Raw genomic sequence first — 24,973 nt, 5'->3', positions numbered from 1 at the left:
GGCGTGGTCTTTGTTAACCTGGCCGCGTGAGCGACGCACCGAAGCCGCCGAAGTTCGACATCGGCAGCGACGCCACCGTCGCCGGCAGCCTGCTCGCGACCGCCGCCCCACCCTCGGTCCTCTCGGGCAGCCGCGCCGGCCTCTCCCTGGAGCGCGAGCTGCCCCCCGAGCTCGACCGCTCGAGCCTCAGCCCGCGGGAGCGCGACCTGGTCATCTCGCGCTACCGCCTGCTCTCACGGCTCGGCGCCGGCGGCATGGGCCTGGTCTACCTCGCCTACGATCCCAGCCTCGATCGCAAGGTCGCGATCAAGCTGCTGCGCCCTGGCGGCGACGATCAGGAGCCCGCCGCCGAGGCCCACGCCCGGCTGCACCGCGAGGCCCAGGCGCTGGCCAAGCTCTCGCACCCCAACGTCGTCGCCGTCTACGACGTCGGCACCTACGACGCCGGCGCCCTCTACGGTCAGGGCCACCGCGACGACACCGGCCAGGGCGTGTTCCTGGTGATGGAGTACATCGAGGGCGTCACCCTCGCCCGCTGGCTCGAGGAACGACCACGCTCGTGGCGTGAGGTCGTGGAGACCTTCCTCGCCGCCGGCCACGGCCTGGTCGCCGCCCACGCGGTCGGCGTGATCCACCGCGACTTCAAGCCCAGCAACGTGCTCGTGCGCAGCGACGGCAGCGTGCACGTCTTCGACTTCGGCCTCGCGCGTTCGGCCGGCGCGGTGCCCTCGCAGCAGCGCGAGCTCAGCAGCGAGAGCCTGCACGAGACCTTCTCCTCCACCCTGTCCAGCCCGCTCACCCAGTACGGCGCCTTCATCGGCACGCCCGCGTACATGGCCCCCGAGCAGCGCGGCGGCGAGGAGGTCGACGAGCGCTCCGATCAATTCAGCTTCTGCGTCGCGCTCTACGAGGGCCTGTTCGGCAACCGGCCCTTCTCCGGCGAGAACATCTACGCCCTCGAGATGGCCAAGCTCGGCGGCGCGATCGATCCGCCGCGTCGCCCCGTCCGCTTGCCCAAGGGCCTGCACCGCCTGGTGCTGCGCGGACTCGCGGCCGCGCCGAAGGAGCGCTGGCCCTCGCTCCCGGCCCTGCTCGCCGAGCTCGAGCGCCTGCTCCGTCGCCGCCGCGGACGCATCGCCGCCGCGGTCCTCGCGGTCGCGATGCTGGGCGCTGGCCTCGGCGCCTACGCGGCCGCCCGCGCCGACGTGTGCACCGGGGCGCCCGCCGCCTTCGCCGAGGCCTGGGGCGAGGCCCCGCGCGCCGAGATCGACCGCGCCTTCGCGGCCACCAAGCTCGCCTACGCGGCCGACACCGCCGACCGCGTCGCCGAGCACCTGGACGACTACCGCACCCGCTGGCTCGCCGTTCACACCGACGCCTGCCTCGCCGCCAACGTCCGCCGCACCCAGTCGCCCGCGCTCATGGACCGCCGCATGCTCTGCCTGCAGCAGCGCCGCGACGAGCTGCTCGCCGTGCTCGCCGTGTTCGCGGCCGCCGACGCCGACGTCGTCGAGCACGCCGTCGCGGCGGTCCGCGCCCTCCCGGCCGTCGAGGCCTGCGCCGACCTCGAGGCCCTCGAGCGCGCCGAGGCCCTTCCCGCCGATCCTGCGCTGGCCCTCGCCGTCGCCGAGGCCCGCCGCCGCCTCGCCGCCGCTGGCGCCCAGTCCAGCGCCGGGAGATTCGCCGCCGCCCGCACGCTCGCGCAGGAGGTCCTCGCCGTCGCCGTCCGCCAGGACGACCGCCACCTCCGCGCCCTCGCCGAGCAGAGCCTCGGCGTCATCGAGGTCGAGCTCGCCGAGCACGGCCCCGGCGAGCGCGACCTCGAGGCCGCCTACTTCGACGCCCTCGCCCTCGGCCGCGACGAGCTCGCCCTCGAGTCCGCCCTCAACCTCGCCAACCTCACCGGCGATCGCCTCGCCCACCCCGAGGTCGGCCTCCGCTGGCTCCGCCACGCGGACGCCCTGCTCGACCGCGTCGGTCGCAGCCCCGAGACCGAGGCCCGCCTGCACGCCGCCCGCGGCGGCATCGCGGCGCGCAGCGGCGACTATGCCGGCGCCGAGGCGGCCTACCGCGCCGCCATCGCGGCCCACGAGGCCGCCCCCGTCCCCGACACCGACGCCCTCGCCGCTGCGATCGGCAACCTCGCCAGCCTCCTCGGCACCGTCGGTCAATTCGACGAGGCCATCGCCCTGTCTCAGCGCGCGCTCGCCATGCGCAGCGCCTCGCTCGGGCCCGGCCACCCCAGCATCGCCAACGTGCTAACCAACCTCGGCGGCACCTACGCCCTGCTCGGCGACAACGCCGCGGCCGAGGCCGCCCAGCGTCGAGCCCTCCAGATCTGGCGCGCCAGCCTGCCGCCGCGCCACGATCGCCTGGCCTTCCCGCTCGCCGCGCTCGGCGACCTCGCGCTCCAGCGCGGCGCCTACGACGAGGCCCGCCGCTATTACGACGAGGCCCGCATCGTCTGGGAGCTGCACTTCGGCGCCGACTACCCCTCGGTGATCATCATGCATGAGCGCCTCGCCAACGTGCTGCTCATCGAGGGCTCGCTGGCCCCCGCGCGGGCGCTGGCCGAGCGCGCCGTGCGGGCCTGGGACAGCCGCCCCGACCCCGACCCCGGCGGCCTCACCCTCGCCCTCCTCACCCGCGCCCAGATCGCGACCGCCGAGCACGACCTCGCCACCGCCCGCGTCCTCGCCGAGCGCGCCCGGACCACCGCCGCCGCCGCCTTCGGCGCGACCCACCTCTACGCCCTGATGGCCGAGATGTTGCTGCTGCAACAGCGCGTCGAGGCCGGCGAGGCCGCGGCCGCGCAGCCGCAGCTGCAGGCCCTCGTCGCCACCATCGAGAAGGACCACGGCCCCGACGCTCGCTGGCTGATCGAGCCCCTGCTGGTCCTCGCCGCCGCCCACAACGGCATCGGCCAGTACGACGCGGCGCTCGCCGACCTCGATCGCGCCCGCGTCCTCGCGACCCGCGAGCAGCTGCCGAGCCTGCTCGCCTCGCTCGACCTCCAACACGCGCGTGTCCTTTGGGACAGCAAGCGCGACCGCCCGCGCGCCCACGTCCTCGCCCGCACCGCCGCCGACGCCCACCGCCGCGCCGGCGCCCTCGCGGCGCTCGCCGAGGTCCAGCAGTGGCTGCGCGAGCACCCGCTCCCGGGGCCCTGAGAGTCCGCGAGCGCGCACGACCGCCCCACGCGGCGACAAGCGGCGACTGTCCTTTGGGCCATGTGATCGCCATTCTCGCGCGCCCGCCGAGCTTCGCCCGTCACGGAACACTATGCCGCGGCTTGTCAACGCGGCCGCCGGTGAACGATCGTAACGGCCTCGCCGCCGTATGCGGCGCCAATCTTCGGAGGATCTGCCGTGAAGCTGCAACGATGTGTCCTGACCCTGCTGCTCGGAGCGTCCGCATGGACCTCGGGCCTCGCCCACGCCGCCACCCCGGCGCCCGTACCTCGCCCCGGCGCGCCGAGCGGGCCGACCTGGTGGGACTCCGTCCAGGACCTGCTCTCGAGCGACGCGCTCGTCGTCGGCAAGCAGGTGCTGCTCTCGCTGCTGCTCTTCCTCGGCGGCTGGCTGGTCGCCAAGCTCATCTCCTTCGCCGTGTACCGCGGCCTGTGTCGCACCAGCCTCGACAACAAGCTGGCCGCCAAGCTGCACCTCGGCGTGCTCAGCGACGGCCAGCCCGCCGGCAAGCCGAGCCAGCCCAACGCGCTCGAGCGGGCCATCGCCCGCGTCGTCTATTACATGTTGATGCTGCTCGTCGTCGTCGGCGTGCTGCAGTTCGCCGGCCTCAGCCAGGCCGCCGGTCCGATCCAGGGCCTCGTCGACACCGTGATCCAGGCCCTCCCGCTGGTCGGCAAGGCCGCGCTGATCGTCGTCATCGCCTACTTCGCCGGCCTCATCCTCAGCCGCCTCGTCGGCGCCGCGATCTCCGGCCTGCGCCTCGACGCCCGCTTCGCCGAGCTCAGCAGCCCCGACCAGCCCGCCGCCGACGCCCCCGCCGCCGACGCCAAGCCCTTCTCGCGCGCCGCCGGCGACATCGTGTTCTGGCTCGTCATGGTCGCCGGCCTCGCTGGCGCCTTCGATGCCCTCCACATCACCCCGATCTCCGAGCCGCTGCACAACGCCCTCGACCGCGTCATCGCCGTCGTCCCCTCGCTCGGCTTCGCCGCCCTGCTCGTGCTCGCCGGCTACGTCCTCGGCCGCGTCGTCCGCGTCGTCCTCCACAACCTCCTCGACAGCCTCGGCTTCAACCGCCTCGTCGACCGCCTCGGCCTCGGCAAGCTGTTCGGCCACACCCGCCCGAGCGCCGTCGTCGGCCTGCTCGCCATGGCCTTCATCGTGTTCCAGACCAGCGTCGCCGCGCTCAACGAGCTCGGCCTCGTCACCCTCAGCGGCCCGCTCACCGCGATGATGGCCCGCTTCTGGCTGCTCCTCCCGAACCTCGCCGTGTCCGCCCTGGTGGTGTTCGCCGGCGTGTTCATCGGCCGCCTGCTGCGCGGCGCCGCCGCGGCCACCCTCAAGAACCTCGGCTTCGACGACCTCGCCGCCCGCCTCGGCTTCCCCGCCCTCAGCCCGCGCGCCGACAACCTCGAGCGCCCGAGCGAGCTGGTCGGTTTCCTGGTCCAGCTCGCCGTGATCCTCCTCGCCACCGCCCAGGCCTGCGACAACCTCGAGCTCGACACCTGGTCGCACTACCTCAACGGCTTCCTCGGTTACCTGCTCAAGCACGTGCTCGTCGCGGTCGCGATCGTCGGCGTCGGCGTGGCGATCGGCAACTACGTCCGCGACCTCGTGCGGGCCCGCAGCGCCGCCCCCGGCGAGACCCAGAGCCGCTGGCTCGGCGAGTTCGCCCGCTACGCCGTGCTGGTCTTCGCCTTCACCATGGCCGTCCACCAGCTCGACGTGGCCCCCGAGTTCGTCCTGCTCGCCTTCGGCCTGCTGTTCGGCGGCCTGTGCCTGGCCATGGCCCTCGCCTTCGGCCTCGGCGGCCGCGACGTCGCCGGCGACATCGTCCGCCGCAGCGTCGACCAGGCCGCGCCGCCCCCGGCCAAGACCCCCGGCCAGGGCGACGGCGGCTTCCCGCGCCTGCCCCAGCGCTGAGCTCACCTGTCCCCCGGGACAGCCAACCAGCGAGCCTGGCCTTCGGGCCAGGCTCGCTTCGCTCGTCGCCTCGCCGCCGAGTCACGCCGGGATGGCGCAGACACCGAGCTTCTCGGCCCCCGCCGGCAGCTCGTTCATCGGGTCGTACCACTGTCGACACTGCTGATCGGGGTTCGGACAATCGCCGCCCGGGAACTCGCAGAAGGGCTGGCAGCAGCCGTAGAAGTCCTGGAGGCACGCCTTGGGCGCCTCGGCGCTCGGGCGGCAAGCGTAGCCAGGCGCGCAGTCGTCGAGACCCTTGCAAGGATCGTTGGCCACCCCCGCGAGCCCGCCCCGTCGCGGGAGCAATACGCGAACCCCTCGAAGCCATCGGGGAGACAGAGCGCGTCGTCTCGCTCGCAGTCCTGCAACAGCGGATCGCAGGTCTCATAGCAGATGGCGATGAGCCGCGAGGTCAGACAGACAAAGCCAGGCGGGCAGGTCAAGGCCTCCTCGCTACCCGTGCACAATGCCACGCAGGTGCCGATATTCATGCTGTCGACATTCCAGCACCACGCGCCGGCGACGCAATCGTCGATGCCGCTGGTCGGTCCACCGACGGGCGTGCACGCCTCGCCCGGCACCTTGTCACCCGTCACCTCGACGCACTTTGTCGCGTCCCAGGTGCCCACGCCCCACCAGGCGCACTTCTGGCCCGCGGGACAGTCCTGCGCGTAGATATCGCACTCCATCTCGGGACCCTGGAAGTCCGACTTGACGATGAACGTGCCGTCGTCGATGCCGCTGGTATCGGTGCTGGTCGTGCTGGTCGTGCTGGTCGTGCTGCCAGTCGGCGGCGTCCCGCTCGTGGTGCTGCCATTGCTCGTATCGCTGGTACCGGCCGCCACCGTGGCGCTGGTCTCGGCGAGCGGCTGGACGGGTCCGCAACCCGACGTCACCGCGAGCGCAACGCCCGCTCCGAGCTGACATGCGCATCGCCATCGGAGCGGTGTCATTGGGCCAGTGTACCCCAGTGGGCACCACGAGCGGTGGCTCCCTCGTCCTCGCCCTCAGGCCCCCGGCGCGTCGCTGGCCGCCGATCCGCGCGAGCGCCGACGTCGCCGCCGTCGCGACGCGCCCTCGTCCGCGCTGGGGTCCTGCGCCGCCGCCGTGCCCTGGGCATCCTGTACTGGCGCCTTCGCCTCACGCACCCCGGCCCGCGCGTCCTGCCGAGCCGGCGCCGCAGCCCCGTCGCGTCGCGGCTCCTGGCGAGCCGGCGCCGCAGCCCCGTCGCGTCGCGGCTCCTGGCGAGCCGGCGCCGCAGCCCCGTCACGCCGCGGCTCCTGCGCCGGCCTCGCGGCCTCGTCGCGTCGAGCGTCCTGCTGCGAGCTCCCGCCGCGCTTCACCACCACCTCGACCTTCGGCCCGCGCGGCCCACCACGATCTGGCTGCTGTCGCGGAGCCTGCGATGCCCGCGGAGCCTGCGATGCCCGCGATCCCTGCGGACCCCGCGAACCCTGCTGACCCTGCGACCCCTGCGACCCGCGCGGCCCCGAGGGCGACCCCCGCTGCGACGCCCCCTGCGGCGCCGCCCCGCTGCGCCGCCGTTGCTCGCGCTCCGCGTCGCCGATCAGCGCCAGCACCTCCGACGTATTCGTCGGCCGCTGCGACGCCGACACCCGCCCGCGCAGGCGCGTCTCCGGGGTCAGCAGGTTCTGCTGATACAGCTCCCACATCTCCTGCGCGTAGGGCAGCGGGCGGTAGCCGCGAAAGTGTCGGCCGAGGAAAGTGTGGAGATTATCGACGTCGCGGATGAGCAGCTTGCGCGCGCTCAGGTTGCTCGCCGGGTCGACCGCCTGCGGGAAGTCGATCACCACCGGCCCGTCCGCGGCCATCAGCACATTGAACTCGGACAGATCGCCGTGCACGACCCCGGCGCAGAGCATCCGCACCACCGCAGCGAGCAGGATGTCGAAGATCTGCTGGGCCACCGCGGGCGCGTACACCAGGTCGCCGAGGCGCGGCGCCGGCTGGCCCTCGTGATCGCGGACCAGCTCCATCACCAGCACGCCGTCGATGAAGTGGTACGGCACCGGCACGCGCACGCCCGCCTCGCTCAGGCGATAGATCGCGTTGACCTCCGCCGATCGCCAGGCCGCCTCGTCCTGGGCCTTGCCGTGGCGCGAGTGCTTGGCCATCGCCCGGCGGTCGCGCGTGTTGCGGGTCGTGCGGCCCTCGGTGTAGTCGCTGCGCTGGCGAAACGACCGCTGCTCCGCGTCCTTGTAGATCTTCGCCACGCGCAGCTCGCCGGCCGATCGCACGAGGAAGATCTGCGCCTCTTTGCCGCTCATCAGCGGGCGCAGCACCTCCTCGACGATGCCGTACTCGACGAGCGTCTCCAGGGCCTCCGGGGTGCGCATGGGGTTCGCCTCATTATCACAAGCGGCGCCTCTAGGGGCTTGCCCCAGGTCGTAGCGCGTTCTCCGCGACGCGCCAACGACCACGGACCGTCGGCCGCCATCGCGGTCCGCGCCGCTGTGATACGGTCGGCTGCCGGCCCTCCCTTCGCCGCATTGGAGCTGTCCATGACTTACCTGCGCCGCGTCCCCCTCCTCGCCGCTGTGCTCACCACCCTGGGCCTCGCCTCCGTCGCCCACGCCAGCTCCCCCGCCGGCGTGTGGGGCCGCCTCGACAAGGTCACCTTCGATCCCAACATGAAGGTCCCGGTCGTCCGCATCGACGGCGTGTTCATGGTGGCCAACCAGCAGCCCGACTTCCCCGACTACCCCGGCTACTCGGTCCCGCAGTACGGCTACATGCTCTACAACTGCGCGCTGCCCAAGGAGCAACCGATGTGCCTCATGCAATGGACCGAGCTGCAGAAGGCCGTCGGCAGCGACGACATTTGCCGCGGCTGGGGTGACAACAGCCAGCTCAACAACGGCACGGTGCGCCCCGCGATGGACCCCGAGCAGAAGCCCGACGCCTACCCGATCGCGCTCGGCGTGGTCCAGGGCTTCTCCCCCTGCGCCGCGATCAAGGCCTGGCAGGTCGAGAACCCGCCGCCCGACGATCCGCCGCCGGGCACCACCTCGGGCACCGGCGACCCCGGCTCCACCGGTGAGCTCGGCTCCACCGGCACTCCGGAGACCACCACCGCGCCCCCCGAGACCACCACCGCCCCCGGCTCCACCAGCGGCGACCCCGGCTCCACCAGCGGCACCCCGGCCACCACCGACGCGAGCACCGGCGGCGCCGGCAGCGGCAGCGGCAGCGACACTGCCCCCGCCACCTCCGCACCCACCGAAGGCGGCGCCGGCTCCACCAGCGGCGGCAACAACACCACCGCCACCGCCACCGCCACCGACACCAGCGGCGCGGACGACAAGGGCGGCTGCGCCTGTGACAGCGCCGCCCCGGCCCGCCCCGGCCTCGCCGCGCTCGCCCTCCTCGGCGTCCTCGGCCTCCGCCGCCGCCGCGCCTAGCCCGTGCCGCGCTGGCGCCACAGCCCGCGCGACGCCTGGGTCGTCGCGCTCCCGGCCCTCCTGGCCCTGCTCGCCCCGCTCACCGTCTGGCTCTCGGGACATGGCCTCTGGGGCATGTCCCTTGCGACCTGTGCGATCGGCCTGGTCGTCTGGTGGGTCTCCAACACCGCCGCGCACATCCACCTGCACACCCCGGTGTTCCGGGCGCGGCTGCCCAACCGCCTGTTCTCGCTGGCCCTGTCCCTGCTCACCGGCGTGCCGCAGACGATCTGGCGCGCCCGCCACCTCGCCCACCACCGCGGCGAGGCCCCCGGCCCGCTCCGCCTCGGCCTCCAGGGCAGCCTCGAGCTCGCCGCCGTCGCCCACCTCTGGCTCGCCCTCGCCGTCCTCGCCCCCCGCTTCCTGCTCCTCGTCTACCTCCCCGGCTTCCTCCTCGGCCTCGGCCTGTGCCAGCTCCAGGGCCTGGGCGAGCACCCCTTCGCCGCTCGCGGCGGCGTCTCCCACGACGGCCGCCTCTACAACCTCCTGTGGCTCAACGACGGCCTCCACGCCGAGCACCACCGCTGGCCCGGCGCCCACTGGACCGCCCTCCCCGCCCGCCGCCTCGCCGACGCCCCGCGCAGCCCCTGGCCCCCGGTGCTCCGCGGCCTGCACCTCGCCCTCGCCAGCGCCCTCGCCCGCGGCCTCGGGGGCCTCGAGCGCCTCGCCCTCCGCAGCCCGCGCCTGCAAGCCCGCCTGGTCGCCAGCCACGCCCGCGCCCTCGCGCGGCTGATGCCCGAGCTCGCCACCTGTCTCCCGGGACATGTCCCCTCCGACCTGTCCCACGATCCCGCCACCTGTCCTCCAGGACATGTCCCATCCGACCTGTCCCGAAGGCCCGTCCGGATCGCCGTCATCGGCGGCGGCCTGTTCCCGCGCACCGCCCTCGCCCTGGCCCGCGTGTGGCCAGCCGCCCGCGTCACGATCGTCGACGCCGACGCCGGCCACCTCGCCCGCGCCCGCGCCCACCTGGCCGCCAGCGGCCACCTCGCGGTCGAGCTCGTGCACGCCACCTGGGACCCGCGCGCGCCGCAGACCCACGACCTCGTGATCGTCCCGCTCGCCCTGGTCGGCGACCGGGCCGCGGTCTACAGCGCCGCCGGCCCGCCGCGCCTGGTCCACGACTGGCTGTGGCGCCGCCGCGGCCCCGGCGTCGTCGTCTCCTGGCCGCTGCTCAAGCGCCTGAACCTCGTGCACCCGCGCGGCACCTCGACACCAGCGATCTGATCACTGGCCCGGCCCTCACGGCCCCGCCGCGTACGGCTCGAAGCGCCGCCGACTGCGACGCCCCGCGTTCAGCGCTTCCAGCTCGGCCGGCGTGAACTGCTGCGGCGATCCGGACGGGGCGATCGTCCGCACCAGCCGCTCGATGCGATCGCGGGCCTGCATCGCCGCCTCCCCGCGCAGCGCCTCCGCGGGCGAGCCCGGGCTCGCGCTCGCCTCGGCGCACTCGTCCCACGCGACGAAGATCCGCCGCCGCCGCTCCGCCAGCGCGAGCGACCGGTCGTGCCAGATCGCCAGCATGCGCGGCACCAGCTCGCCGAGCTGCGCCTCCAGCTGCTGCCGCAGCCACGCGTACGCCATCCGCATGCGCAGCGCCTCGGTCGCGCGCAGGAAGCGGGTCTTCGCGGCCGCGTGCCGCGTCCCGATCAGCATGTCCGCCAGCCCCGGCACCCCGCCGCCGCCGCCGAGCATCGCCGCCGTCGACGGACCAAAGGGGTACACCGCCCGCTCCGCGAACGCGTCGCGCGGCTGCGACTCGTCCGCCTTGCCACTCAGGACATCGAGACCCACGACCACGACCTTCGGCTTGACCCACACATCCTTGAACCGGACGCTGCCGTCCGCCGCGATCGTCGCGGTGAAGCGACCGTCCTCGTGCACGAGCCGCCCGCCGCCGATCGACCGCAGCTTCGGACCCGTGTCCGGCGATCGATCCTCACGCAGCATGAGCCCGGCCGACACCCGCGGCGCAGGCACGACACGCTCACTCGCCGCCGCCGCCTGGCTCACCCTGGCCTGCGCCGCCTCGCCCGCGCGCAGCTCCTGCGCCGGCGCCAGCCAGATCGTGCACAGGCACAGACCCGCGGCCGCGCCGAGACCCACGAGCTCCATCGTGACACCCTCCGCGAGCGCTACCGCGGGCCCACAGCGTGTATTCCTCGGGCGCCCGGTGTTACCCTCGAGCGATGCGCTGGCACCGGCCCGGGACGCTCCGTCTGCACCGCAGCGCCACGTTCCTGCGCCTCTATCGCTACTTGCCGCACGGCCTGCTCGGCCGCCTCAGCCGCGCGCTCGCCCGGGCCACGCGGCCGCGCTGGGCGATCGACCTCGCCGTGCGTCGCTGGACCGAGCGCGCCGCGATCCGCATGGACGACTACCTCCCCGGCCCCTTCGCCAGCCTCGAGTCCTTCTTCCTGCGCCGCCTCCGACCCGGCGCGCGCCCGATCGGCGACGGCTTCATCGCCCCCGTCGACGGCGTGGTGGTCGGCGCCGGACCGATCGCCGAGGCCGCGATCCTCCAGATCAAGGGCGTCCCGCTGTCGCTCGCCCGCCTCACCAGCGGCCGCGGCCCGGTGCTGCCGCTCGCCGACTACGAGGGCGGCCGCTACACCACCATCTTCCTCACCCCGCACGGCTACCACTACGTGCACATGCCGCTCGCCGGCACCGTCGTCGATCTGCGCTGGATCTCCGGCCGCGCCTTCCCGCAGAACCAGGACGCCCTGCGCCACATCCCGCGGATCTACGAGCGCAACGAGCGGGTCACCCTGCGCTGTCGCAGCGACGCCGGCCCCGAGTTCCTGCTCGTCATGGTCGGCGCCAGCCTGATCGGCGGCATCCACCTGCAGGGCCGCGAGCGCCGCGACTTCGTCCGCCCCTACCCCGTGCCCTGGGGCCGCCACTTCGCCCGCGGCGAGGAGCTCGGCCACTTCAGCTTCGGCTCCACCGTGGTCCTCCTGGTCCCGCCCGCGCTCGCCGGCCTACCGCCGCCGCTCGGCGCCCACCTGCGCATGGGCCAGCGCCTGTGGTGATCGCTCAACGCAGGTGGGTGCCGAGCCGCGCCGACTGCTGCGCCGACCAGGCCATCAGCGCCTCGCGGTAGCGTTCGCTGCGGGCCGGCTCCTGTCCCGCGAGGTCGACCGTCTCGCCAGGATCCGCCTCGAGGTCGAACAGCCGCGTGCGCCCGGCCTCCGGCTCGACGATGCACTTCCAGCGATCTTGCCGCAGCCCGAGCAGCAGCGTGCTGTGATCGGTGAAGAAGCGGGCCACCCCCGGCTCGCCGCGCAGCAGCGATCGCCCGACGCCGGTCTGCGGCAGGCCGAGCAGGTCCTGCAGCGTCGGCGCCAGGTCGATCGTCCCGCCGACCTGCGGCACCCGCAACGCCTGCCGCAGCGCCCCCGGCACCACGATGATCACCGGGATGTGCACGTTCTCCTCGTACACGAACAGCGAGTGGGCGAAGTTCCCCGGGTGCTCGTGGAACGCCTCGCCGTGGTCGCCCATCACGATCCACAGCGTCCGATCCATCAGCCCGCGCGCGCGCACCCCGTCGATCAATTCGCCGAGCGCCTCGTCGCCGACGTGCAGGTCATTGCGATGGTGCTCCGCCTCCGTGTGCGCCGGGAACGGCCGCGTCCCCGCGCCCGGCGAGCGGTACGGGTGGTGCCCCGCGATCGGCATGTACAGCGCGAACACCGGCCGCTCGCCGCGCTCGTCGATGAACCCAAGCACCCGCCGCGCGGTCGAGCGGTCGTCGGTGCCGAAGCTCGCCGCATACGGTCCGCCGATCTCCGCCGCGTCGGCCAGCACGTCGAAGCCCCGCCCCTCCACCATCGCCTGCATCCCGAGATACATGAAGCGCCCCGAGTGAAACAGCCCGGTGCGATAGCCCGCCGCCGCCAGCGTCGCCGGCAGCGCGGCGCAAGGCGCAAGCCCGGCCGCGTAGTCACTCGCCGCGCTGTACGGCGCCGGAGCGGCCCCACACAGGATCGGCAGCAGGCTCTTGATGCTCTCCGGATAGCTCGTGTACATGCGCTCGAACACCAGGCCCGTGCGCGCCAGCTCGCCGAGCCGCGGCATCGCGTCGATCGCCGCGCCGTAGGCTGGCAGGTGCCGCGCCCCGGTCGACTCGAGGATCACCCAGATCACGTGGTAGCCGCGGGCCGCACCTGACAGGTGCGAGAGCTCGAGCCCCGGCCCCTCGGGCGGCAGCTCGATGGCCGCCGCCGCGCCGTCCCGGGGCGCCGCCGAACGCGGCCCCAGGCGCGCCCAGGAGGTCCGGAGCAACGTCGCCACCGCCCCGCGATGCAGCCCGAGAGTCTCGCTGCGCCGCGCCCCGATCGGCCCCAACACCAGCACCAGCACCCCGACCACGACCGCCGCCACGGGCCGTCGCGGCGCCCGCACGATCCGCGGAGCCACCAGCACCAGCGCCAGCAGCCCGAGCAGCGCCGCCACGTTGCTCGCCGTCGCGTACGCCGCGATCGAGTCGCGCAGCGCCCCCCCGGCCGCCTCGATGAAGGCGTAGGTCAGCGGCGTCGAGAATTGCCGGGCGATCGGCACGTTGATCGCCGTGTACACCGCCAGCAGCGCGTACAGGCCCCAACACAGCCTGTCCGCAAGGACAGGTCGCTTGAGCCAGGTCCCGAGAGACAGCAGCGCGCGATCGAGCCCGTAGAGCCCGATCACCGGCCACAGCTCCTGGTACAGCAGGGTCGGCGGCGCCCAGGGACCGAGCAGCCCGGCCGCCTCCCCATCGGCCGCGCGCAGCAGGACGAGCACCAGCTTCGCCGCGACCCCGACGCCCACCAGCGCCAGCGCGCGCCGCAGCGAGCTCCGGCGCCCGCGCACATCCGGATCGTCCGCGCCATGCGCCTCGCCCCTGTGACCCGCGCGCAGCACCGCCGCGGCACCTTAGCATCCGCGCCCGATCTGGCGATAATCCCCGCGGATGCTCGCCACCCTGCCTCGCCTCGTCCCCACACTCGCCCTCCTGCTGCTGCCCGCCTGCGGCCTGCTGGACGGCGCCTCCGCGGGCGCCAGCGAGGGCGACAGCGAGGCCGCCACCTTCGGGACCGCCGCCACCTTCGTGCCGACCACCGGCGAACCGACGCACTGCGTCGGCGTCGACGACTGCCCCGCGGCCGCGCTGTGCGAGCGCGTGCAGTGCATCGACGACGCCTGCGTGTACACCCGCCGCGCCGCCGGCCAGCCCGACGACGACATCCCCGGCGACTGCCACAGCTATGTCTGCGACGGCAACAGCGGCGCCACCCCGGTCGACGACCTCAATGACCTCCCCGACGACGGCAACAGCTGCACCGTCGACGCCTGCAGCCCCGACGCCGCGCCCGAGAACACCCCGCAGGACCCGGGCAGCCCCTGCGACGGCGGCTACTGCCACGCCGACCTCAGCTGCCAACCCTGCGCCGAGCGCGAGACCTGCGAGGACACGAGCCTCGCCGAACCAAACGAGACCCAGAGCAAGGCCTTCGCCCTGCCGCAGCAGAGCGACGCCGACGACATCACCTACCTGTGCGAGGCCCTCGGCAGCCCCGGCGACGTCGACTGGTTCACCTTCGACGCGATCGACAGCGTGCTCGGCAAGGTCGCGCCCGCCGTCGTCGGCGACCCCGACGACCTCCAGGTCTGCGTCTATTTCCAGTGCAAGAACGCCGGCACCAAGGTCGTGTGCCCGGGCGACAGCGTCGCCGACAACGCCCCGCTCGGCCAGCAGGGCTGCTGCGGCTTCGGCAGCTTCCAGCCCTACCTCGACTGCAAGGGCCTCGACGAGGACGCGAGCGTGTGGATCGAGGTCCGCCGCGACCCCGATCTCCCCGCCGACCCCCCCCCCGCGAGCTGCGTCAACTACCAGCTCGGCTACGAGTACTGAGCCCCGAGCGAGCCCTCAATCCAACAGGTTGGCCCGCGCGAAGTTCGTCAGCGACGAGAACGCCTCGAAGCGGTGCTGGATGCTCGCGGTGTCGAGCTGGCGCAGGCGGTCGTAGGAGAAGCCCTCGACGCAGAAGCTCGCCATCACCGACCCGTAGATCATCGCCGTGCGCAGGCTGGCCCCCGTGGGCTCGACGCCCGGGCGCGCCAGGTAGCCCATGAAGCCGCCCGCGAAGCTGTCGCCCGCGCCCGTCGGATCGATGACCTCCTCGAGCGGCAGCGCCGGCGCGGCGAACACGTGCCCCTCATGGTCGAACAGCAGCGCCCCGCTCTCGCCGCGCTTGATCACCAGGTTCTTCGGCCCGAGCCGCTGGACCCCGCGCGCCGCCTTGACCAGGTTGTGCTCGCCGCTCAGCTGGCGCGCCTCCTCGTCGTTGAGCGTCAGCACGTCGACGTGACGCAGCACCGAGCGCAGCTCCTCGTTGGCGATCGAGATCCACAGGTTCATGGTGTCGAGCCCGACCAGGCGCGGCCGCTGCATCTGCGTGAACACCTGCTCCTGCAGCTTCGGCTGGATGTTGGCCAGGAACAGGAAGTCGCTGCCGCGAAACTCCGGCGGCAGCTTCGGCGTGAAGCTCTCGAACACGTTGAGGTCGGTCGCCAGCGTCGTGCGATCGTTCATGTTGTCGTGATAGCGGCCCTTCCAGCGGAAGGTCTTGCCGTCGGCGATCACCTCGAGGCCGGTGAGGTCGACCCCGCGATCGCGCAGATCGCCGATCGCCGCCTGCGGGAAGTCCCCGCCGACCACCCCGACCAGGCGCACGCGCGACAGGTACGAGGCCGCCATCGCGAAGAAGGTCGCGGACCCGCCGACGCTCTCCTCGCGCTCGGCGTGGGGGGTGATGATCCAGTCGATGGCGACGCTACCGACGACGAGCAGGTGGGGATTGGAGCTGTGCATGCGAGCGAGGCTGGGGGGCTAGGCGGTTCAGAGGTAATGACCGAGGATCAGGTCGAGGCGGGCCCGCGTGGCCGCGGGCACCCGTTCGGGCGCGGTGATGATGGCATGCGCGAGCGCCCGCGGATACGGCAGCTCGGCGCAGCGGGCCGGCAGCGCCAGCGCGAGGGCCCGGATGATCCGCCGCGACAGCGCGACGTTGCGGTGCAGCACCGCGATCACGTCGGCCACCGATACCTCCGCCTCACTGACATGCCAGCAGTCGTAATCGGTGCTGAGCGCCAGCATCGCGTAGGCGATCTCCGCCTCGCGGGCCAGCTTCGCCTCCGGCAGCGCCGTCATGCCGATCACGCTGGCGCCCCAGCTGCGATACAGCTCCGACTCGGCGCGCGTGCTGAAGGCCGGCCCCTCCATCACGACGCAGGTCCCACCGTCGTGCACCGTGGCCCCCTCGGCCCGGGCCGCCGCGACCACCCGCGCACGCAGCTGCGCGTCCACCGGGTCACCCATCTGCACGTGTGCTACCACACCGTTCCCGAAGAAGGTGGCGATCCGCTGCGTGCTGCGATCAATGAACTGATCGGGCGCCACCACGTGCCCCGGGGCGATGTGCTCACGCAACGATCCGACCGCCGACACGCTCAGCAGGTGGGTCACGCCGAGCTGCTTGAACCCGTGGATGTTGGCCCGGTAGTTGATCTCCGACGGCGTGAGCACGTGCCCGCGACCGTGCCGCGGCAGGAACACCGCGCGCAGCGGCGGCGCCCCCTCGCGCGCCAGCTCGCCCAGCGTGTACGCGTCCGACGGCCGACCAAAGGGCGTCTCCACCTCCACCTGCCGCGCCGCCTGCAGCCCGTCGATCTCGTACAGCCCCGAGCCGCCGACCACGCCGAGCACGAGCTCAGCGCGAGCCTCCGGCGACGCAGGATGGGTGTGTCGCTCCGTCATTGCGGCCGCGAGGATAGCGACCGCCCGCAGACCCGCCAAGCCCTGGCTACCCCGCCGCCACCGCGGTATAAGCCGCGAGCCGTGGCGCAGCTTGGATGACCATCAGGACGCGCAGCAAGGCAGGCAATGTCGGCTCGCGCCAAAGCCTCCAGGAGAGTGCTCGTCATGACCCCTGACATCCACGGCTGCGTCGCCGCCGGCCACCCCGTCACCGCCGAGGCCGCCGCCTGTGTCCTGCGCGCCGGCGGCAACGCCTTCGACGCCGCGCTCGCGGCCGTCGCCGCCGCCTGCGTCGCCGAGTCGGTGCTCGCCTCGCCCGGCGGCGGTGGTTTCCTGCTCGCGCGCCCGGCGGACGGGCCCGCCCGCGTGTTCGACTTCTTCGTCCACACCCCGCGCGTGCGTCGACCCGAGGCCGAGTCCAGCGCCCACCCGATCGTCACCGACTGGGGCACCACCCAGCAGGAGTTTCAGATCGGCATCGGCACCGCCGCCACCCCCGGGCTCGTGCGCGGCCTGTTCGCCGTGCACGCCGCGCTCGGGCGCCTGGCGATGCCGCAGGTCCTCGCGCCGGCCGTCCGCGCGGCCCACGAGGGCGTCGCCGTCACGCCCTTCCAGGCCTATCTCATGACCCTGGTCGCGCCGATCTACCTCGGCGAGCCCGACGCCCGCGCGCTGTTCGGCAACCCCGACGGCGGCTCGCGCAACTGCGGCGACCACATGCGAAACCCCGAGCTCGGCGACCTGTTCGAGCAGCTCGGCCGCGACGGCGAGCGCCTGTTCTACGAGGGCGAGGTCGCGGCCGCGATCGTCGAGCAGTGCCGCGCCCGCGGCGGCCACATCACCCGCGATGACCTCGCCAGCTACCGCGTCCGCGTCCGCGAGCCGCTGACCCTGCGCTACCGCGACGCCACCCTCATCACCAACCCGCCGCCCTCCGCCGGCGGCACGTTGATCGCCTTCGGCCTCGGCCTGCTCGCCCGCGTGCCCATGCACGACCTGTCCTTCGGGTCAGGCGAGCACCTGGCCCTGCTCGCCCGCGTGCTCGCCCGCACCGTCGACGCCCGCGCCGCCCACAGCAACCTCGACGCCCTGCTCAGCGAGGCGGTGCTCGGTGAGCACGGCGCGTCGCTCCTGCGCGAGCTCGCCGCGGCCCGCACGGCCCACCGCGGCACCACCCACATCAGCGTGATCGACCGCGAGGGCAACGCCGCCGCGGTCACCCTGTCCAACGGCGAGGGCTGCGGCTCGCTGATCCCCGGCACCGGCGTGATGCTCAACAACATGCTCGGCGAGGACGACGTGAACCCCGCCGGCCCGCACGCCTGGCCGCAGGACGTCCGGCTCTCCTCGATGATGGCCCCCACCGCGATCGCCCGCGACGACGGCTGGTTCGCCGTCACCGGCAGCGGCGGCTCGAAGCGGATCCGCAGCGCCATCCTCCAGGTGATCAGCAACCTCGTCGACTTCGCCATGCCGATCGCCGAGGCCGTCGCCGCCCCGCGCATGCACGCCGACGCCGGCCAGCTCAACCTCGAGGGCGGCTTCCCCGACGCCGCGCCGGCCGGGCTCGCAGCCCTGTTCGAGCGCGTCATCGCGTGGGAGGGCCGCAACATGTACTTCGGCGGCTGCCACACCGTGACGCGCGCCCCGGACGGCCGCCTCGCGGGCGCCGGCGACCCCCGCCGCGACGGCATCTCCCTCGACGTCACGCCGCGCTGAGCGAACGCACGTCGCGGATTGCAGCAGCGCCGCGCCGATGACCCCCGCGCCGGCCCACGAGCGGCCCAGTGAAGCCACGCGCCGCCGCTCGTGCGCCGCGATCGACGCCCGCCCGCGAGTGCTCTTGCAATGCGGCTGCAATCAATCTCGCTGTCTCTTGCAATAAGACTGCAACAAACATCTCGTGGCAACAGCGACGCTGCTGCGCTTGACGCCCCCGGGCTTTCCGCCTACGACGAGGATCGCCCATGCCCCCGGCCCTGACACCGGCGCGCCGCGTCCGCTGCGGCGCCGCCCTGCTCCTCGCCGCCCTCACGGCCCGCAGCGCCGCCGCGGCCCCGGCCGTGCAGGCGCCGCGCCCGGTGCAGCAAGTGGAGGCCGCCTACCCGCTCGCCGCGGCCAGCAGCAGCCCGCAGCGCGTCGAGCTGCTGGTCACCGTCGGCGTCGACGGCGGCGTCGGCGAGGTGACGGTGGCCAGCAGCGCCGGCCCGGCCTTCGACGCCGCGGCGATCGCCGCGGTCCGCCAGTGGCGCTTCACCCCCGCGACCCAGGGCGGCGCCCCCGTCGCGGCCCGGATCCGCGTCCCCTTCGTGTTCCCGCCGCCGCTCGCCGAGCCGGCTCCTCCCGCACCTGTCCCTTCAGACATCCCCGCGTCACCTGTCCCCGCGGCCAGCTCGCCAGCTCCCACCCGACCTGTCCCTTCAGCCAGCCCATCCGCACCTGTCCCCGCGGCCAGCTCGCCGGCCCCCGTCGCACCTGCCCCTTCAGACAGCCCCACGCAACCTGTCCCTTCAGCCAGCACATCCGCACCTGTCCCCACGGCCAGCGCGCCGGCCCCCGTCGCACCTGTCCCTTCAGACAGCTCCACGCAACCTGTCCCTTCAGCCGGCTCGGCCCCGTCCCCGGGCGACGAGGGCGTGATCGAGGTCTCCACCCACGGCCGGCGCCCGCCGCCGCCGCGGGCCGCCAGCGACTTCGTGCTCGGCCCCGAGGTCCTGAACGCCGCGCCGAAGCAGAGCAGCGGCGACATGCTCACGCGGGCGCCCGGCGTGTACGTCTCGCGGCCCGAGGGCGACGCGGTCGCGCACGAGATCTACCTCCGCGGCTTCAACGCGGCCCACGGCCAGGACATCGAGTTCACCGTCGGCGGCGCACCGATCAACCAGATCTCGCACCTGCACGGCCAGGGCTACGCCGACCTCAACTTCATCCTGCCCGAAGTGGTGCGATCGATCCGCGTCACCGAGGGCGTGTACGACCCGCACCAGGGCGACTTCGCGGTCGCCGGGAGCATCGACTTCGACCTCGGCGTGGCCCAGCGCGGCTTCCTCCTGCGCTCGACCGGCGGCTCCTTCGGGACCTTTCGCCAGCTCGCCATGTGGGCCCCGCGCGGCCAGTCCGAGGAGACCTTCGCCGCCGCCGCGATCCGCCGCAGCAGCGGCTTCGGCATGAACCGCGGCGCCCTGTCCGGCACCGGCCTCGGCCAGTTCGCCTTCACCGGCCCCGGCGGCCTGGCGGGCAAGCTGATGGTCGCCGCCCACGCCGCCCGCGCCGGCATGGCCGGCGTGCTGCGCAACGACGACGTCGAGGCCGGCCGCGTCGGCTTCTACGACCGCTACCCCGACCCCGGCGCCGGCGCCCAGTCGGCCTCGGCCGCGCGCGGCCAACTCGGGCTCGAGCTCACGCACCGCAGCGAGACCGGCGGCCGCACCCTGTTCGCCGCCCACGCGGCGCTGGTCGATTTCCACAGCCGCGAGAACTTCACCGGCTACCTGCAGCGCAGCATGGTCATGCCCGCCTGGGTCGGCCGCGGCGACCTGATCGAGCAGCAGAACCGCGACCTCGGCGGCGGCTTTCGCCTGTCCCATCGGACAGGCTGGTGGCGGCCCGCGCGGTGGTTCGCGGCCACCCTCGAGCTCGGCAGCAGCGCCCGCATCCACCGCGTCCGCCAGGCCCAGAACCTGCTGCAGGCGCCCAGCAACGAGACCTGGGACCACCGCGTCGACGCCGAGATCCTCGCCACCGACGTCGGCCTCTTCGCCGACCTCGAGCTGCGATTCGGCAAGTACGTGCAGCTGCGCGGGGGCGCCCGCGCCGACGTCCTGCACTACGACATCGACGATCACCTCGGCAACTTCATCGCCCCCTACCAGGTCGCCTCGCACCTGGTCGGCTACCGCCGCACCGCCACCGGCGTCGCCGCGGGCCCGCGCGTCGCCCTCGAGGTCACGCCGCTGCCGTGGCTCAAGACCTTCGTCGCCTACGGCCAGGGCTACCGCTCACCGCAGGCGCGTCAGCTCGAGGAGGGCGAGCGGGCCCCCTTCACCAAGGTGCACAGCGTCGAGGGCGGCGTGCGCCTGGCCCCGCGCTGGCGCCGACCCGTCGAGCTCACGGCCGCCGGCTACGGCACCTTCCTCGCCCAGGACCTCGCCTTCGACCCCGAGGAGGGCCGCCTCGAGAAGATCGGCCCGACCCGTCGCAGCGGCGTGGTCGCCGCCCTGCAGACCCGCCCGTGGCCGTGGCTGCAAGTCTCCACCTCGGTCACCTACGTGCACGCGATCCTCACCGCCCCGCCGCCGGCCACGGTCGAGGACCCGAACCCCGCCTACGTCGCGGGCCAGCTGCTGCCCTACGTGCCGCCGGTGGTCGTGCGCCTCGACCTCGGCGTCAGCAAGGACCTCGTGCAGCTCGGCGCTCACCCGCTCGCCATGCGCCTCGGCGGCGGCTTCAACTACCTGTCCGCGCGCCCGCTCCCCTACGGCCAAAGCTCCGATCCCCTGTACCTGCTCGACGCCTCCGCGTCGCTGCGTTGGTCGTGGATCGAGCTCGGCGTCGAGGCCTACAACCTGCTCGCGCGCCGCTACGCGGCCAGCGTCTACTCCTTCGTGTCCGACTGGGGCACCACCCCCGTGCCCTCGCGCCTGCCCGCGCGCCACTTCGCCGCCGGTCCGCCGCTCAGCGTCCTCGGTACCCTCACCCTGTCCTTTTGAGCAGGTCCGATATGCGCGAACGATCCCAACCTGGCCTGAGAGACAGCGATCGCGGCAGGTTCAAATTGCGCGAACGATCGCAGCCTGGCCCGAGAGACAGCAAGCGCAGATGCCTGCTCGCGGCCGTGCTGCTGCTCGCCTGCGGCAGCAGCGGCGGCGAGCCCTTCAGCTACCCGCTCGCGGCCGTGGGCGCCGGCGCCGGGCCCTTCCCGGTCGGCGACTGGCAGGTCACGCTGACCCGCGCCGAGGTCGCTATCGGCCCGATCTACCTGTGCGCCACCGCGGCCGCCTCGCCCGACCTGTGCGACGTGGCCCTCGGCGAATTCACCGAGGTCGCCGTCGTCGACGCGCTGGCCCCGGTCGCGGAGATCGGTGAGCTCCACGCCCGCCCCGGCGAGCCGCGCTCGGCCATGCTCGACTACGGCATCTCCTGGTTCACCACCCAGTCGCGACCCGAGGCCCTCGCCACCCTCGGCCACTCCGCCCGGCTCACCGGCACCGCCGTGCGCGACGGAGCGTCGCTGAGCTTCGACGCGCTCGTCGACGTCGTCCCGCCGCTGCGCGGCAGCCCGGCCCTGGTCGGTGTGCGGGCCCACAGCGAATTCCAGGACGAGGGCAGCCGGCTCGAGCTGCGCCTCGACCCCCGCGCATGGCTGACTGGCGTCGACTTCGACGCCCTCGCCGCGTCCGGCCTCGTGCATAGCATCAACCCTGGCGACCCCGCCCACGCCGCGATCGCCTTCGCCATGACCACCCAGCCGCCCAGCTTCCGCTGGACCCACGACTGAAAGCCACAAGCCCCATGCGCAGCACCATCGCCACCCTGCTCATCCTCCTCGCCGCCTGCGAGACCAGCATCGGCAGCGTGCAGGTCTTCATCGAGGCCGAGGACACCATCCCCGAGGGCCTGCAGGCCGGCAGCGGCGAGGAGCAGGTCGTCGACGGCTGGAGCGTCCGCTACGACAAGTTCCTGGTGGTCGTCGGCGACTTCACGGCCGAGCGCAGCGACAACGGCAACGACATCCTCACGGTCCCCGGCGCCCGCGTCGTCGACCTCCTCCACCTGCAGGCAGGCGGCCTCGTGCTCGCCGAGTTCAGCGAGGTCGCGGCGGTGCGCTGGGACGAGGTCGCCTACTCGCTGCCCGACGCCGACGCCGACACGAAGGCCGCCGAGGGCACCGCTGCCGCTGACCACGACCTCATGGTGAAGGCCGGCTACTCGGTCTACTTCGAGGGCGAGATCAGCAAGCCGGACGGCGAATCCTGCGATCACGGCGAGCCCGTCACCTGCACGCCCGCGCCGACGATCCGCTTCCGCTGGGGCCTGGCCGCCGGTACCCGCTTCTCCGACTGCGCCCCGCCGAGCGGCGGCCTCGGCTTCGCGGTGCCCTCGGGCGGCACGGCCCAGGTCAAGCCGACCGTGCACGGCGACCACTGGTTCTTCACCACCCTCACGCAGGGTGCCGAGATCACGCAGCGCCGCGCGCAGTGGATCGCCGACGCCGACCTCGATCGCGACGGCGAGACCACGCTGGCCGAGCTCAAGCAGGTCCCCGCCGCCGTCGCCTTCCCCGCCGAGCTCGGCTACAACCTCTCCGGCGCGATCATCCCGATCGTCACCGCCCACGACTACGTTGAGGCCCAGGCGCGCACGCTGGGCGACTTCCAGGGCGAGGGCGAGTGCCCCACCCGCGACCCCCTGTAGCGCCATGCACGTCGTCGACGCCCTGCAACACCGTCGAGCGCAGCGAGACCCGTAAGAAAGGCTGACCCTGTAGCGCCATGCACGTCGTCGACGCCCTGCAACAGCTGCTCCTCCGCCTCGGCGCCGGCTGGGTCCTCGGCCTGCTCGGCCTGCTCTCGCTGGTCAGCGTCGGCCTGACGATCGAGCGCGCGCTGGTCCTGCGCCGCCGCGGCGGCGACCTCCAGGCCCTGGCGATCCGCCTCGACGCCCACCTCGCCCGCGGCGACCACGCCACCGCGATCACCGAGCTGCGCGCCGCCGACAGCCTCGCCGCCGACGTCGCCGCCGCCGGCCTGCGCCTCGCCCCGCGCGGCCCCGCGGCGGTCGAGCACGCGATGCACAGCGCCCTCGCGCTCGAGCGCGGCCGCCTCGAGCGCGGCCTCGCCTTCCTCGGCACCGTCGGCAACAACGCCCCCTTCGTCGGCCTGCTCGGCACCGTGATCGGCGTGGTCGCCGCGTTCGAGGAGCTCGGCCACGCCAGCCCGGGCCACGGCGCTGGCACCGGCGCGGCCTCGCAGGTCGCCTCGCAGGCGGTCATGTCGAGCATCGCCGAGGCCCTGGTCGCCACCGCCGTCGGCCTGCTGGTCGCCCTCCCCGCGGTCGCCGCCTACAACTACTTCCAGCGCCGCATCGCCGGCCTGTGCGCCAGCTCCGAGGTGCTGTCCAGCCTGGTCCTCGCCTACCTGTCCTCGGAGACAGCCACGAAGAACGCCCCGGGAGGGCCGCGTGGCTAGCCAGCAGCCCCAGGGCGACGGCCTGATCGTCGGCATCAACGTCACGCCGATGGTCGACATCATGCTGGTGCTGCTGATCATCTTCATCGTCACCGCCAAGATCATCGTCACCCCCGCGGTGCCGATGGACCTCCCCGAGGCCAGCCAGGTCGAGCAGGTCCAGGTCGTGTTCTCCGTGGTGGTGCCCGAGCGCGGCGTCACCCTCGTCGACGGCGAGCCCGCGCCCACCCCCGCCGAGCTCACCCGCCTCGCCGCCGAGGCCCGCGCCCGCGACCCCGAGCTGCGCGCCGTCATCCACGCCGACGGCGGCGTGCCCCACCGCCGCGTCCTCCAGACCCTCGACGCGCTCAAGCAGGCCGGCCTCACCCGCGTCGCCTTCGGCGCCGAGGAGCCGACGACCCCGCGCCTGGGCCCGGCGATCTCGTCGCCGCCTGCCGGAGGCTCCCCGTGAGCGAGCGCGAGGCACCTGTCCCCGCGGACCTGTCCTCCGCGCCAGGTGCACCTGTCCCCGCGGACAGCCCGCGCATCGTCGACCTGGTGTTCGGCCCCGGCCGCGCCGCGCCGCGTCGACGCCTGCCGGCCGCGCTGATCGCCGGGCTCGCGCACCTGGCCCTCGGCGTGTGGATCGTCGGCATGCAGCCGAGCCTCGAGGCCTGGAGCGCCGACCTGGCCTCGCGGATCCACGACGAGCTCACGCGCGTCGAGATCGTCGAGCTCGCCCCGCCGAAGCCCCCGGAGCCATCACCCGTCGCCGCTCCACCGGCCCTGGCGCCCGACACCACGCCCTCCGCGACGCCGCCGCCCAGCGAGCCCGCGCCGCGCGTGCGGCTCAAAGTCGGCGCCGCCCCGGCCCGCGCCGGCAAGATCGTGTCGGCCCCTGGCGCCCCGCTCGACCTCACCGGCGAGGTCTTCGTCGAGGGCCAGGGCAGCGCCTACGCCGGCGGAGCCACCAGCCCCGGCGGCACCGGCACGACGCCCACGAAGCAGGTCGGCGCCCCGCCGCCCGCCGAGTCACCGACACCGCCACCGACGCCGAACAAGCCGAGCCGAGCCGCCCCGGTGTCGCTGCCGACCGACGAGTGGAACTGTCCCTGGCCCGACGAGGCGAGCGAGCTCCCGATCGACGAGCAGACCGCGACGATCCGCGTCACCGTGCGCGCCGACGGCAGCGTCGAGTCCAGCACGGTCGTGCAGGACCCGGGCGACGGCTTCGCCGCCGCCGCGATCCGCTGCGCTCGCCGCACGCGCTTCACCCCGGCGAAGGACCCCGACGGCCGCCCGATCCGCGCCGTCTCACCGCCGATCCGGCTGCACTTCTACCGCTGAGGCGCCGTTCACCCCGTCACCGAGAAGCGCTATCCTGGCCACGCG

Annotated in this window: 21 protein-coding genes; 15 read left to right on the top strand and 6 right to left on the bottom strand. The window is 73.7% G+C overall.

Translation table 11 applies throughout. The annotated features are described in order from the left end of the window. The first annotated feature begins 26 nt into the window (after window positions 1-26). Together IPJ59_RS21220 and IPJ59_RS21215 are read left to right on the top strand one after the other, a co-directional pair. Window positions 27-3,170 carry a protein kinase domain-containing protein gene (locus IPJ59_RS21220; protein ID WP_293273077.1) on the top strand — a complete coding sequence of 1,048 codons (3,144 nt, stop codon included), beginning with the start codon at window positions 27-29 and terminating at the stop codon, window positions 3,168-3,170. Between the two features lie 198 nt (window positions 3,171-3,368). Then, window positions 3,369-5,111 carry a mechanosensitive ion channel gene (locus IPJ59_RS21215; protein WP_293273076.1) on the top strand — a complete coding sequence of 581 codons (1,743 nt, stop codon included), beginning with the start codon at window positions 3,369-3,371 and terminating at the stop codon, window positions 5,109-5,111. 81 nt (window positions 5,112-5,192) lie between these two features. Here the strand turns inward: IPJ59_RS21215 and IPJ59_RS21210 are convergent, their stop codons facing one another. Then, window positions 5,193-5,459 (bottom strand): hypothetical protein, encoded by a 267-nt coding sequence (locus IPJ59_RS21210; protein ID WP_293273075.1) that lies wholly within the window; start codon window positions 5,457-5,459, stop codon window positions 5,193-5,195. Between the two features lie 93 nt (window positions 5,460-5,552). Between IPJ59_RS21210 and IPJ59_RS21205 the strand changes: the two genes are divergently transcribed. After that, window positions 5,553-5,828: a hypothetical protein gene (locus IPJ59_RS21205; protein WP_293273074.1), complete on the top strand. Its 276-nt coding sequence runs from the start codon at window positions 5,553-5,555 to the stop codon at window positions 5,826-5,828. A gap of 42 nt (window positions 5,829-5,870) precedes the next feature. After that, complete coding sequence (locus tag IPJ59_RS21200) at window positions 5,871-6,077, top strand: hypothetical protein (protein ID WP_293273073.1); 207 nt, start codon at window positions 5,871-5,873, stop codon at window positions 6,075-6,077. 83 nt (window positions 6,078-6,160) lie between these two features. Here the strand turns inward: IPJ59_RS21200 and IPJ59_RS21195 are convergent, their stop codons facing one another. Next, window positions 6,161-7,510, bottom strand: a complete 1,350-nt coding sequence (locus IPJ59_RS21195) for a PA4780 family RIO1-like protein kinase (RefSeq protein ID WP_293273072.1) — start codon at window positions 7,508-7,510, stop codon at window positions 6,161-6,163. Window positions 7,511-7,675: 165 nt separating this feature from the next. On the opposite strand from IPJ59_RS21195, the gene IPJ59_RS21190 reads away from it, so the two are divergent. Together IPJ59_RS21190 and IPJ59_RS21185 are read left to right on the top strand one after the other, a co-directional pair. Then, on the top strand, window positions 7,676-8,575 hold the full coding sequence (locus IPJ59_RS21190; protein ID WP_293273071.1) for an MYXO-CTERM sorting domain-containing protein: 900 nt from the start codon (window positions 7,676-7,678) through the stop codon (window positions 8,573-8,575). Between the two features lie 3 nt (window positions 8,576-8,578). Further along, window positions 8,579-9,841 (top strand): fatty acid desaturase, encoded by a 1,263-nt coding sequence (locus tag IPJ59_RS21185; RefSeq protein ID WP_293273070.1) that lies wholly within the window; start codon window positions 8,579-8,581, stop codon window positions 9,839-9,841. A gap of 15 nt (window positions 9,842-9,856) precedes the next feature. Here the strand turns inward: IPJ59_RS21185 and IPJ59_RS21180 are convergent, their stop codons facing one another. Then, on the bottom strand, window positions 9,857-10,729 hold the full coding sequence (locus IPJ59_RS21180; RefSeq protein ID WP_293251113.1) for a hypothetical protein: 873 nt from the start codon (window positions 10,727-10,729) through the stop codon (window positions 9,857-9,859). 74 nt (window positions 10,730-10,803) lie between these two features. On the opposite strand from IPJ59_RS21180, the gene asd reads away from it, so the two are divergent. Continuing rightward, window positions 10,804-11,649 (top strand): archaetidylserine decarboxylase, encoded by an 846-nt coding sequence (gene asd / locus IPJ59_RS21175; RefSeq protein ID WP_293251111.1) that lies wholly within the window; start codon window positions 10,804-10,806, stop codon window positions 11,647-11,649. A 4-nt stretch (window positions 11,650-11,653) separates the two neighbouring features. Here asd and IPJ59_RS21170 read toward each other — a convergent pair whose 3' ends face one another. Beyond that, window positions 11,654-13,468 (bottom strand): sulfatase family protein, encoded by a 1,815-nt coding sequence (locus IPJ59_RS21170; RefSeq protein ID WP_293273069.1) that lies wholly within the window; start codon window positions 13,466-13,468, stop codon window positions 11,654-11,656. A gap of 100 nt (window positions 13,469-13,568) precedes the next feature. Between IPJ59_RS21170 and IPJ59_RS21165 the strand changes: the two genes are divergently transcribed. Then, the gene (locus tag IPJ59_RS21165) at window positions 13,569-14,510 is read left to right on the top strand and encodes a hypothetical protein (protein WP_293273068.1); all 942 of its coding nucleotides are present in this window, start codon (window positions 13,569-13,571) and stop codon (window positions 14,508-14,510) included. A gap of 15 nt (window positions 14,511-14,525) precedes the next feature. Here the strand turns inward: IPJ59_RS21165 and IPJ59_RS21160 are convergent, their stop codons facing one another. Then, window positions 14,526-15,470: a PfkB family carbohydrate kinase gene (locus tag IPJ59_RS21160; protein WP_293273067.1), complete on the bottom strand. Its 945-nt coding sequence runs from the start codon at window positions 15,468-15,470 to the stop codon at window positions 14,526-14,528. 27 nt (window positions 15,471-15,497) lie between these two features. Further along, complete coding sequence (gene mtnP, locus IPJ59_RS21155; protein ID WP_293273066.1) at window positions 15,498-16,415, bottom strand: S-methyl-5'-thioadenosine phosphorylase; 918 nt, start codon at window positions 16,413-16,415, stop codon at window positions 15,498-15,500. Between the two features lie 165 nt (window positions 16,416-16,580). Here mtnP and IPJ59_RS21150 point away from each other — a divergent pair, with 165 nt between their 5' ends. The 7 genes from IPJ59_RS21150 (at window position 16,581) to IPJ59_RS21120 (ending at window position 24,928) form a co-directional block, all read left to right on the top strand. Next, on the top strand, window positions 16,581-18,134 hold the full coding sequence (locus IPJ59_RS21150; protein WP_293273065.1) for a gamma-glutamyltransferase family protein: 1,554 nt from the start codon (window positions 16,581-16,583) through the stop codon (window positions 18,132-18,134). A 248-nt stretch (window positions 18,135-18,382) separates the two neighbouring features. Then, window positions 18,383-21,124 carry a TonB-dependent receptor domain-containing protein gene (locus tag IPJ59_RS21145; RefSeq protein ID WP_293273064.1) on the top strand — a complete coding sequence of 914 codons (2,742 nt, stop codon included), beginning with the start codon at window positions 18,383-18,385 and terminating at the stop codon, window positions 21,122-21,124. Window positions 21,125-21,249: 125 nt separating this feature from the next. Then, window positions 21,250-21,912 carry a hypothetical protein gene (locus tag IPJ59_RS21140; protein WP_293273063.1) on the top strand — a complete coding sequence of 221 codons (663 nt, stop codon included), beginning with the start codon at window positions 21,250-21,252 and terminating at the stop codon, window positions 21,910-21,912. A gap of 14 nt (window positions 21,913-21,926) precedes the next feature. Beyond that, window positions 21,927-22,829 (top strand): hypothetical protein, encoded by a 903-nt coding sequence (locus tag IPJ59_RS21135; protein ID WP_293251093.1) that lies wholly within the window; start codon window positions 21,927-21,929, stop codon window positions 22,827-22,829. A gap of 77 nt (window positions 22,830-22,906) precedes the next feature. Then, on the top strand, window positions 22,907-23,602 hold the full coding sequence (locus IPJ59_RS21130; RefSeq protein WP_293251090.1) for a MotA/TolQ/ExbB proton channel family protein: 696 nt from the start codon (window positions 22,907-22,909) through the stop codon (window positions 23,600-23,602). Next, the gene (locus tag IPJ59_RS21125; protein WP_293251087.1) at window positions 23,595-24,053 is read left to right on the top strand and encodes an ExbD/TolR family protein; all 459 of its coding nucleotides are present in this window, start codon (window positions 23,595-23,597) and stop codon (window positions 24,051-24,053) included. The genes IPJ59_RS21130 and IPJ59_RS21125 overlap by 8 nt, the downstream gene beginning before the upstream one ends. Then, a complete protein-coding gene (locus IPJ59_RS21120) occupies window positions 24,050-24,928 on the top strand; it encodes a TonB family protein (protein WP_293273062.1) in 879 nt (292 codons plus the stop codon). Before IPJ59_RS21125 ends, IPJ59_RS21120 begins: the two co-directional genes overlap by 4 nt. The last annotated feature ends 45 nt before the right edge of the window (window positions 24,929-24,973 follow it).

The organism is Nannocystis sp. (genome assembly GCF_016714285.1).
Taxonomy (GTDB): domain Bacteria; phylum Myxococcota_A; class Polyangia; order Nannocystales; family Nannocystaceae; genus Nannocystis.
The sequence above is the reverse complement of the archived record's forward strand: the minus strand, read 5'-3'. Positions and strand labels throughout refer to the sequence as shown.

What these genes read in the sequence shown, in the direction of transcription:
- IPJ59_RS21205 (WP_293273074.1), top strand. Translation starts at nt 5,553, where the DNA reads ATGAGCCGCGAGGTCAGACAGACAAAGCCAGGCGGGCAGGTCAAGGCC.
- IPJ59_RS21200 (WP_293273073.1), top strand. Translation starts at nt 5,871, where the DNA reads ATGAACGTGCCGTCGTCGATGCCGCTGGTATCGGTGCTGGTCGTGCTG.
- IPJ59_RS21195 (WP_293273072.1), bottom strand. Translation starts at nt 7,510, where the DNA reads ATGCGCACCCCGGAGGCCCTGGAGACGCTCGTCGAGTACGGCATCGTC.
- IPJ59_RS21190 (WP_293273071.1), top strand. Translation starts at nt 7,676, where the DNA reads ATGACTTACCTGCGCCGCGTCCCCCTCCTCGCCGCTGTGCTCACCACC.
- IPJ59_RS21180 (WP_293251113.1), bottom strand. Translation starts at nt 10,729, where the DNA reads ATGGAGCTCGTGGGTCTCGGCGCGGCCGCGGGTCTGTGCCTGTGCACG.
- asd (WP_293251111.1), top strand. Translation starts at nt 10,804, where the DNA reads ATGCGCTGGCACCGGCCCGGGACGCTCCGTCTGCACCGCAGCGCCACG.
- IPJ59_RS21165 (WP_293273068.1), top strand. Translation starts at nt 13,569, where the DNA reads ATGCTCGCCACCCTGCCTCGCCTCGTCCCCACACTCGCCCTCCTGCTG.
- IPJ59_RS21160 (WP_293273067.1), bottom strand. Translation starts at nt 15,470, where the DNA reads ATGCACAGCTCCAATCCCCACCTGCTCGTCGTCGGTAGCGTCGCCATC.
- mtnP (WP_293273066.1), bottom strand. Translation starts at nt 16,415, where the DNA reads ATGACGGAGCGACACACCCATCCTGCGTCGCCGGAGGCTCGCGCTGAG.
- IPJ59_RS21150 (WP_293273065.1), top strand. Translation starts at nt 16,581, where the DNA reads ATGACCCCTGACATCCACGGCTGCGTCGCCGCCGGCCACCCCGTCACC.
- IPJ59_RS21145 (WP_293273064.1), top strand. Translation starts at nt 18,383, where the DNA reads ATGCCCCCGGCCCTGACACCGGCGCGCCGCGTCCGCTGCGGCGCCGCC.
- IPJ59_RS21135 (WP_293251093.1), top strand. Translation starts at nt 21,927, where the DNA reads ATGCGCAGCACCATCGCCACCCTGCTCATCCTCCTCGCCGCCTGCGAG.
- IPJ59_RS21130 (WP_293251090.1), top strand. Translation starts at nt 22,907, where the DNA reads ATGCACGTCGTCGACGCCCTGCAACAGCTGCTCCTCCGCCTCGGCGCC.